Origin of the sequence: Azospirillum isscasi, assembly GCF_030849505.1 — a bacterium.
In the GTDB taxonomy this organism is placed as follows: domain Bacteria; phylum Pseudomonadota; class Alphaproteobacteria; order Azospirillales; family Azospirillaceae; genus Azospirillum; species Azospirillum isscasi.
Map to the genome: position 1 here is coordinate 18,187 of NZ_JAUJFI010000073.1, position 8,840 is coordinate 27,026.

Below are 8,840 nucleotides of genomic sequence, written 5' to 3' on the forward strand. Positions count from 1 at the left end.
AGTAATTTCATGTAATTGACGGTTAAACTTATAAAACGCAAATGAACGGGCGCGTGCCGATAAACCGGTAAGAAGTGAAGTCACTAAACCTCTCGTCGCGCTTTAATCCCGCATTGCAGCCTATGCGACGTTATGCCGCATTAATGTTCCTGCAAAAACAGGTGGTTAGAGAGGTTCGCATTCCCGCATGGCCAATCGCTGGCCGGAACGCCCGGGGGCTTTGACTTGCGGACACACGGGCATGGACGCCGGGGGCCGAGCCGATGCAAGCGCTGGAACGGCCAAGTCAAGACGCCCAGGTCAAGCAGGCCACGGAAAAGGCCAGGGTGTGCGTTATCGAAAACGATACCTGTAAAAACGCCACCGGCCCCTTTCCGCAGGCGTGCGGAGGGGCCGGTGGGCAGGATTCAGTCCTGATTTCAGTCCTGATGCTTCAGTTCGCCGAAACCGCTCCGGTCCAGCCGGGCTGCACGCCCTTCATGTCGGGAAGCCGGTGAGCGATGCCCTTGTGGCAGTCGATGCAGGTCCGCTCGCCGGTGAACAGATAGGTCTCGTGCATCTTGGCCGCCCGCGGGTTCTGGCGGGTGATGTCCATGGATTCCGCGCTGTGGCAGTTGCGGCATTCCAGGGAGTTGTTGGCCTTCAGCCGGTCCCATTCGTGGGTGGCGAGTTCCAGCCGCTTGTCGAGGAACTTCTCGCGGGTGTCGATGGTGCCGAAGATCTTGCCCCAGACCTCCTTCGACGCCTGCATCTTGCGCCCGATCTTGTCGGTCCAGTTGTGCGGGACGTGGCAGTCCGGGCAAGTCGCCCGCACGCCCGAACGGTTGGTGAAGTGGATGGTCTGCTTCAACTCCTCGTAGGGGTTGTTCTTCATCTCGTGGCAGGAGATGCAGAAGGCTTCCTTGTTGGTGACCTCCAGGGCGGTGTTGAAGCCGCCCCAGAACATCACGCCGGCCAGGAAGCCGCCCAGCGTCAGGAAGCCCAGGCTGAAATGCACGCTGGGCCGCGAGAAGACGCGCCAGAAGCGCGCGACGACGCTCAAGAGGCCCTTCATTTGGCGCCTTCCTTTCCGCCCGCCAGGATGCTGTCGATGTCGCGGAAACGGTTGCCGGTGATCGGCTGGGCGTCGGTCTGCGGCACGTGGCACTGGGTGCAGAAGTAGCGCCGCGGGCTGACCGCGCCCAGCGTCTGGCCGTCGCGGTCCTGGAAGTGGGTGACCGAGATCATCGGGGCCTGCGAGCCCTCGGTGTTCTTGCGGTCATGGCAGGTCATGCACTTGTTGATGTTCAGGTCGATCTGATAGTCGCGGATCGCGTGCGGGATCAGCGGCGGCTGGTCGGCGTAGTTCCGCGCCCGCTTGTGATCGTCGGTGATTTCCTTCGCCATCGGGTCGGCGGGGAGGTCCAGGGTGATCGGGTGCGGGCCGGAGGAAACCTTCGCGGGGGCGGTCCCGTCCGCGGCGAACACGCCGGACACCAGGAGCGGCATGGCCGCGGCCAGCGCGAGGGCGGCAAAGGTGATGCGGGTCTTCATGGACGGGCTCCTCACGCGACGGGAATGATCTTGACCGCGCATTTCTTGAAATCGGTCTGCTTGCTCAGCGGGTCGGTGGCGTCCAGCGTCACCTTGTTGATGAGCACCGTGTGGTCGAAGAAGGGCACGAAGACGAGGCCCCGCGGCGGCTTGTTGCGGCCCCGCGTCTCGACCCGCACCCGCACCTCGCCGCGGCGGGAGGCCACGCGCACCTCCTGCCCGCGCCGCAGGTTCAGGTCCTTGGCGTCGTCGGGATGGATGAAGACGACGGCGCTGGGGAAGGCCTTGCGCAGCTCCGGAACGCGCAGCGTCATGGAGCCGGAGTGCCAGTGCTCGACCACGCGGCCCGTGCAGAGCCAGAACGGGTAGTCCTTGTCCGGCGATTCCGCCGCCGGCTCATAAGGCAGCGCGAAGATGTTCGCCTTGCCGTCCTTGTTGCCGTAGAAGCGCACGCCCTCGCCCGCCGGAACGTAGGGGTCGAAGCCCTCGCGGTAGCGCCACTTCGTCTCCTTGCCGTTCACCACCGGCCAGCGCAGGCCGCGCTCCTGGTGGTACAGGTCGTAGGGAGCGAGGTCGTGGCCGTGGCCGCGTCCGAAGGCGGCGTATTCCTCGAACAGGCCCTTCTGGACGTAGAAGCCGAACGCCTGCGATTCGCGGTTCTCATAGGCCGGGTCGCAGTCCGACAGCGGGAAGGCGTTGACCTGGCCGTTGCAGAACAGCACGTCGTAGAGCGTCTTGCCGCGCACGTCGGGCTTCTTGGCGATCAGTTCCTCCGGCCACACCTCCTCGATCTTGAAGCGCTTGGAGAACTCCATGACCTGCCAGAGGTCGGACCGGGCCTCGCCCGGCGCACCGACGAGCTGGTGCCAGACCTGGGTGCGGCGCTCCGCGTTGCCGTAGCCGCCTTCCTTCTCCACCCACATGGCGGTCGGCAGGATCAGGTCGGCGGCCAGCGCCGTCACCGTGGGATAGGCGTCCGACACGACGATGAAGTTTTCCGGGTTCCGGTAGCCCAGATAGGTCTCGTTCGCCGTGTTCGGCGCCGTCTGCATGTTGTTGTTGCACTGGACCCAGTAGGCGTTGAGCTTGCCGTCCTTCAGCATGCGGTCCTGCTGAACGGCGTGATAGCCGACCTTGTCCGGGATCGTGCCCTCCGGCAGCTTCCAGATTTCCTCGGCGTGCTTGCGGTGCTCGGGGTTGGTGACCACCATGTCGGCGGGCAGGCGGTGGGCGAAGGTGCCGACCTCGCGCGCGGTGCCGCAGGCGGACGGCTGGCCGGTCAGCGAGAAGGGGCCGCAGCCCGGCTGGCTGATCTTCCCGGTCAGCAGATGGATGTTGTAGACGAGGTTGTTGGCCCAGACGCCGCGGGTGTGCTGGTTGAAGCCCATGGTCCAGAAGGACATGACCTTCACCTTGGGGTCGGCGTACAGCTCGGCCAGCGCCTCCAGCCGGTTCTTCGGCACGCCCGACAGCTCGTGCGCCTTGTCCAGCGTGTAGGGCTCGACGAACTTGGCGAACTCCTCGAAGGAGATCGGGTCGGACTCGGTGGCCTTGGCGGCGTTCTTCGCCTTCTGCTCCAGCGGATGCTCGGGCCGCAGGCCGTAGCCGATGTCGTCGCGCCCGCGCTTGAAGTTGACGTGCTTGGCGATGAACTCCTGGTTCACCCGGCCCGTCTTGATGATGTGGTTGGCGATGTAGTTCAGGATCGCCAGATCGGACTGCGGCGTGAACACCAGCCCGATGTCGGCGAGGTCGAAGCTGCGGTGCTCGTAGGTGGACAGGACGGCGACCTTGCAGCCCTCATGGGTCAGCCGGCGATCGGTGACGCGGGTCCACAGGATGGGGTGCATCTCCGCCATGTTGGAGCCCCACAGCACGAAGGCGTCGGCCTGCTCCATGTCGTCGTAGCAGCCCATCGGCTCGTCCATGCCGAAGGTGCGCATGAAGCCGACCACCGCCGACGCCATGCAGTGGCGGGCGTTGGGGTCCAGGTTGTTGGAGCGCAGGCCCGCCTTCATGAACTTGGAGGCGGCGTAGCCTTCCATGATCGTCCACTGGCCGGACCCGAACATGCCCACCGCGGTCGGGCCCTTCTTCTTCAGGGCATCCTTCCACTTGGTGGCCATGACGTCGAAGGCCTGGTCCCAGGTGATCGGGGTGAATTCGCCTTCCTTGTGGAACTGCCCGTCCTTCATGCGCAGCAGCGGCTGGGTCAGCCGGTCCTCGCCGTACATGATCTTGGACAGGAAATAGCCCTTCACGCAGTTCAGGCCGCGGTTGACCTCGGCCTTCACGTCGCCGTGGGTGGCGACGATGCGCCCCTCCTTCACCCCGACCATCACGCCGCAGCCGGTGCCGCAGAAGCGGCAGGGAGCCTTCGACCAGGTGAGCTTGGCGTCGGCGCCGGCCGGCAGGGTGCCGGCTTCGGCGGGTTGGAGAACGGACGGCAGGCTCACGCCGGCCGCCGCCGCCGCGGTCACGGCGGCTTGGACCTTCAGATAATCACGGCGGGTCAGGGACATAGGGGGTGCCTCCTGGGGCGGGTCGTCTTTTCTTGGACGGACGTCAATGGGTGTGGGGAACCAGAGCGGTGTCGGCGGGCATCGGCTCCGCGCAGCGCTCGGCGTCCTCGTAGTGGTGGTAGACCAGCGTGGTGGTGTGGACGCCCGCCATGGCGTTGATGTCGGCGATGCGGTCCAGAACCTCGGCCTCCGTCGCGGTTTCCAGCGTGACGATGGCCTTGCCATTTTCCGAGGCGTGCCAGTCGGCGCCGGCCATGGCGGAGACCACCTCCTTCAGGGCGGCGGTGCGGTCCGGCGTGTGCTGGATGACGAGGCTGGAGATGTGGAGTTCGGGCATGGCCGCCTCACGGATGGGACAGGATCTGGAGCATCCAGACGGAGAAGCCGTAGGCCCCGACCAGCCCGATCGCGAGGAACGGCCAGATCAGGACGGACAGGGCGAAGAAGACCAGCCCTTCGAAGCGGCGGGTCGGGGCGGCTGTGTCGGCGGTGCGGGCGGGCGGCGCGTTCATGGCGATCCCATGGATTGATCGAACGGTGTCGCCGCGGAGCTTCATCCTTTCGAGCCGGAAGTGGCTTGACCGAGGTCAAGTGACGGTACCGATGCCATCCCTTAGTACCGGTACTTTCGTCGTTCTGGACGTTTTGCCGCACGTGGAAGTCTCCCCTCTCCCGCCTCGGGAAAGGGGATGAAAGACATCGTTACAGGCGGGTGTTTTCCTGGCGCATCAGGCGGTCGATCAGCACGCCGCGGACCAGTTCGGGGCCGAGCTGCTCGGCGGCGGCCTGCTTCAGCGCTTTGGCGACGGCGGCGGGATCGACCGACGGGCCGTCGAAGGCCCCCGCCCCGGCCATCCCGAACAGGGCCTGCAACAGCGCGTTGCGGGCGTGGGGCAGATGGCGGCGCAGCAGGTTGGACTGCTCGACGCTGCCGGTCTGCAGGGTGATCTGGGTCAGGATGAAGGCGTTGGTGCGGCCTTCCACCAGCACCGGCACCATCAGTTGCCCGACCTCCACATAGAAAGGACCGGGGCCGTCGGTGGGCATCTCCGGCGCGGCGCCCGCCTGCTGCTGGTCCGTTGCGGCCTTCTCCCCGGCGCCCAGCGTCAATTGCAGGCGCCCGATGCCGTAGCCGGCCGCCCCGGCCAGGGCGGCGCAGAGCACGAAGACGGAAAAGCGGCTGGCTCCGGGTCGTTGCGGCATGGTTCTTGGCTCAGAAGGGCATGATGATGTCGAACACCTGCTGGCCGTAGCGCGGCTGCTGGACGTCGGTGATCTGGCCGCGCCCGCCGTAGGTGATTCGCGCCTCGGCGATCTTGTCGTAGTCGATGGTGTTCACGTTGGTGATGTCCTCGGGCCGGATGACCCCGGCGATGCGCATTTCACGCAGCTCGTAGTTCACCCGCACCTCCTGCCGTCCGGCGATCACGAAATTGCCGTTGGGCAGCACTTCGGTCACCACCGCGGCGGCGCGCATGGCGATGCGCTCGTTGCGCTGGATCGTCCCGGTGCCGGAGGAGGAGGAGGAACTGTCCAGATCGACGAGGCTGGACGGGTTCACCGCGTCGGGCAGCACCGCGGGCAGGCGCGACTCCAGCCCGAAGAAGTTCGGAATGCCCGCCGATTCGGCGTTGGAGCGCTGGCGCTGCGTCTGGTTCTGCAATTGCGCCTGATCGGCGATGTTGATGATGACGGTCAGCAGGTCGCCCACCTGCTTGGCCCGCGGGTCGCGGAAGAAGTCGCGCGACCCGGTGCGCCACAGCGAACTCGGCACCTGCTCGTTCGTGTTGGGGCGCGGCATGGGCATGGAGATGACGCGCGCTTCCGGGGCCATGGCGGGGTTGGAGATCTCCGACAGGCGCGGCGCCTGCCCCACGTCGGCCAGCCGCCCGCAGCCGGCAAGCGCCACCGTCAGGGCGAGGAACGGAAACAGGATGCGGCGGGATGGGAGCGTGCGCATGGGCGTGTCCTTGACTGGACTCAGAATTTTGCAGGAGCGGCGTCCGGCGGACCGGCGACGGTGACGGTCTGCGGCCCGGTGATGGTGCCGGTGACGACGATGTTGCTGGCGACGTTCATCACCCGCACCAGATCCCCCACCCCGCCGTCCTGCAGGGCGCGGCCCCGCGCCATCAGTTGCAGCGGCCCGTCCTCGTAGACGAGGCTGACCGGTTTGTTGCGCTGGACCACCAGCGGGGCGCCGACCGCGGAGGTCTGGATCAGCCGCCCGGCGGAGAGCTGGCGGCGGCTGGCCAGCCCGGCCAAGCTGTCGCGGGAGGTCACGACGGCGCCGTTCAGCCGCTCCAGCGGCATGGGGATGGTGGTCAGGTCGCTGTCGGCGATCACCTCGCCGGGCAGGATGCGGCGGGTCGGCACCGGCACCTCCACCATGATCTCGGCCTTGGCCTTGATCTCCAGGATGCGCCCGTCGCTGCTGACCAGCGCGCGGATCAGGCCGCCGCGCGGGTCGTAGGACAGGTCGCGCACCGCCTCCACCGGGCCGGAGAAGGGCACGGTCAGCACCACCGACACCCGCGCGTCCGGCGGCACCGCCGGGCCGAGCGAGGCCGCCAGTTCCTGCGCCAGCAGCGCCTCCACAGCGCCTCCGCCGTCGGAGAGATAGGCTGCCTGGGCGGGCGCGCAAAGCAGATGCAGAGCCGCCGCGAGGCCGGCAAGGCGAAGAACGGAGCGCCGCATGGCGGTCACCGCATGTTGGAGAGGGTGGAGGCCATCTGGTCGCCGGCCTCGACCACCTTCGCGTTCATCTCGTAGGCGCGCTGGGCCGAGATGAGTTCGGTGATCTCCTGCACGACGTTGACGTTGGAGGATTCCAGATACTTCTGCCGGATGGTGCCGAAACCGGCCTGCCCGCCCGTGCCGTCCTGCGGCTCGCCCGAGGCGGGGGTGGAGCGGTAGAGGTTGTCGCCCATCGCCTCCAGCCCGGATTCGTTGACGAACACGGTCATCACGAGCTGGCCCAGAACGCGCGGGCGGGTCTGCCCGTCCACGAAGGCCTGCACCTCGCCGGAGCTGTTCACGGCGATCTCCCGCGTGCCCTGCGGCACGGTGACCTCCGGCAGCACCGGGTGGCCGTCGCTGGTCACGATGGTGCCCTCCGGCGACAGCTTGAAGCCGCCCGCCCGAGTATAGGCGGTCTCGCCCGCCGGCATGCGGATGTTGAAATAGCCGCGTCCCTCGATGGCGAGATCCAGCTCGTTCCCGGTGGAGGTCAGGTTGCCGGTCGTGTTGATGCGGTTGACGGCCCCCGGGCGCACGCCGAGGCCGACCTCGATGCCGGTCGGGATGATGGTGCCGGCGTCGGTGGACTGGCTGCCCTGGCGCCGTTCGGACTGGTACATCAGATCCTGGAACTCGGCGCGCCCGCGCTTGAAGGCGGTGGTGTTGATGTTGGCGATGTTGTTGGAGATGACCTCGACGTTCAACTGCTGGGCCATCATGCCGGTCGAAGCGATGCTGAGCACGCGCATGGACGCAATCTCCTGATTTAAGCGGATTTGCCGAGGCGGTTGATGGCGGAGCGCAGCAGATCCTGCCCGTCGTCCATCATGCGGGTGACCGACTGGTAGTCGCGCGTCAGCTCCATCATCCGCGACATCTCGGCGATGGCCTGGACGTTGGACTGCTCCAGCTTGCCCTGGACGAGGCGGGCGTCGGGGGCCGGCAGGGGCTGGACGTCCCCGGCGTCGAACAGCACGTCGCCGGCCTGGGCCAGCGCCTGCGGGCTTTCGAAGCGGACGACGCGCAGCCGGGCGATCATCTCGTTGTCGGCGGAGACCAGCCCGTCGGTGCCGATCTCCATCCGGCTGCGGTCCGCCGGGATGACGATGGGCTGCTGGTTGTCGTCCAGATAGGGAAAGCCGCCGGCGTTCACGAGCTGCCCGTCCACGTCGCGCCGCATCCGCCCGTCGCGGGTGTAGCGCGGGCCGTCCGGCGTCTGCACCTGGAACCAGCCGTCGCCGTCCAGCGCCACGTCGTAGGGGTTGCCGGTCGGCTTCAGCCCCCCGGCGGTGAAGTCGGTGTAGGTGGCGCGGTCGATGGTGAAGGCGATCCGGTCGGACGGCTTCATGCCGCCGCGCTCCATCGCCGCTTCGAACAGCATGCGTTCGCCGCGGAATCCGGCAGTGTTCATGTTGGCGATGTTGTTCGCCACGACATCGAGCTGCCGGCGCAACGCCACTTGCCGCGACAATCCGATGTAAAGGGGATTCTCCATCGCCGGACACCTTCAGTTTGAACGCCGCCTTAACCTAGGTGATGCAGTTTAAAGCCGGGTTTCAACCTGAGACACCGCAACGGGAACTGGCCGGTGTCTTGGGGGATTTGAATCCGATTTAGATAAAATTTGGGGCAGTCGCGATGCATCCCTGCCGGTCCTCGTCCATGTCTGTGTCGATCTCCCTGGCCCTGCTGCTGGTCACCACCGCCCTGACGGCGCAACCCGCCGCCGCGGAGGAACCGGCGGCGGTCCTCCCCTCCATCCCGGCTCCCGGCCCCACCCCTATCAATGTGCAGACGGGCGACCACGCCGACTTCTCGCGCCTTGTGCTGGTCAACGCGCAGGGCGCCCCGGCGGTGGAGGTGGGAAGCTGCGGCGGGCGCGTCGCCTTTCCGAAGGCGGCGCCCTGGCCGGTGCAGGCGCTGAACGGCGCCTATTCGCGGCGGCTGACCGGCTTCCGGGCGGCGGACGAGGGGCGCAGCCTGACGGTGGACTGGCCCTGCGGCGCCCGCGTCACGGTGCGCCGGGAGCGGCGGATCACCTTCATC

10 protein-coding genes and 1 pseudogene are annotated in these 8,840 nt (G+C 67.0%); 1 reads left to right on the forward strand and 10 read right to left on the reverse strand.

Annotated features, from left to right (window positions below; all coding sequences use genetic code 11):
- Window positions 1-433: 433 nt before the first annotated feature.
- The 10 genes from QSG27_RS15605 to flgF form a co-directional block, all read right to left on the reverse strand.
- On the reverse strand, window positions 434-1,054 hold the full coding sequence (locus QSG27_RS15605; RefSeq protein ID WP_306707646.1) for a NapC/NirT family cytochrome c: 621 nt from the start codon (window positions 1,052-1,054) through the stop codon (window positions 434-436).
- Window positions 1,051-1,533 carry a nitrate reductase cytochrome c-type subunit gene (locus tag QSG27_RS15610; RefSeq protein ID WP_306707648.1) on the reverse strand — a complete coding sequence of 161 codons (483 nt, stop codon included), beginning with the start codon at window positions 1,531-1,533 and terminating at the stop codon, window positions 1,051-1,053. Before QSG27_RS15610 ends, QSG27_RS15605 begins: the two co-directional genes overlap by 4 nt.
- An 11-nt stretch (window positions 1,534-1,544) precedes the next feature.
- Window positions 1,545-4,055, reverse strand: coding sequence for a nitrate reductase catalytic subunit NapA (gene napA, locus QSG27_RS15615; protein ID WP_306707649.1), 2,511 nt, complete (start codon window positions 4,053-4,055; stop codon window positions 1,545-1,547).
- A gap of 43 nt (window positions 4,056-4,098) precedes the next feature.
- Window positions 4,099-4,392, reverse strand: a complete 294-nt coding sequence (locus QSG27_RS15620; protein WP_306707651.1) for a chaperone NapD — start codon at window positions 4,390-4,392, stop codon at window positions 4,099-4,101.
- A 7-nt stretch (window positions 4,393-4,399) separates the two neighbouring features.
- A complete protein-coding gene (locus tag QSG27_RS15625; protein ID WP_306707653.1) occupies window positions 4,400-4,567 on the reverse strand; it encodes a periplasmic nitrate reductase, NapE protein in 168 nt (55 codons plus the stop codon).
- Between the two features lie 190 nt (window positions 4,568-4,757).
- Window positions 4,758-5,258: a hypothetical protein gene (locus QSG27_RS15630; RefSeq protein ID WP_306707654.1), complete on the reverse strand. Its 501-nt coding sequence runs from the start codon at window positions 5,256-5,258 to the stop codon at window positions 4,758-4,760.
- Window positions 5,259-5,268: 10 nt separating this feature from the next.
- Window positions 5,269-6,015, reverse strand: coding sequence for a flagellar basal body L-ring protein FlgH (gene flgH, locus QSG27_RS15635; protein WP_306707656.1), 747 nt, complete (start codon window positions 6,013-6,015; stop codon window positions 5,269-5,271).
- A 20-nt stretch (window positions 6,016-6,035) separates the two neighbouring features.
- Window positions 6,036-6,752 (reverse strand): flagellar basal body P-ring formation chaperone FlgA, encoded by a 717-nt coding sequence (gene flgA / locus QSG27_RS15640; protein ID WP_306707658.1) that lies wholly within the window; start codon window positions 6,750-6,752, stop codon window positions 6,036-6,038.
- A 5-nt stretch (window positions 6,753-6,757) separates the two neighbouring features.
- A complete protein-coding gene (gene flgG / locus QSG27_RS15645) occupies window positions 6,758-7,543 on the reverse strand; it encodes a flagellar basal-body rod protein FlgG (RefSeq protein WP_306707660.1) in 786 nt (261 codons plus the stop codon).
- A 17-nt stretch (window positions 7,544-7,560) separates the two neighbouring features.
- A complete protein-coding gene (flgF, locus tag QSG27_RS15650; RefSeq protein WP_306707661.1) occupies window positions 7,561-8,289 on the reverse strand; it encodes a flagellar basal-body rod protein FlgF in 729 nt (242 codons plus the stop codon).
- Between the two features lie 167 nt (window positions 8,290-8,456).
- Here flgF and QSG27_RS15655 point away from each other — a divergent pair.
- A pseudogene (locus QSG27_RS15655) lies at window positions 8,457-8,840 on the forward strand (hypothetical protein); the annotation flags it as partial.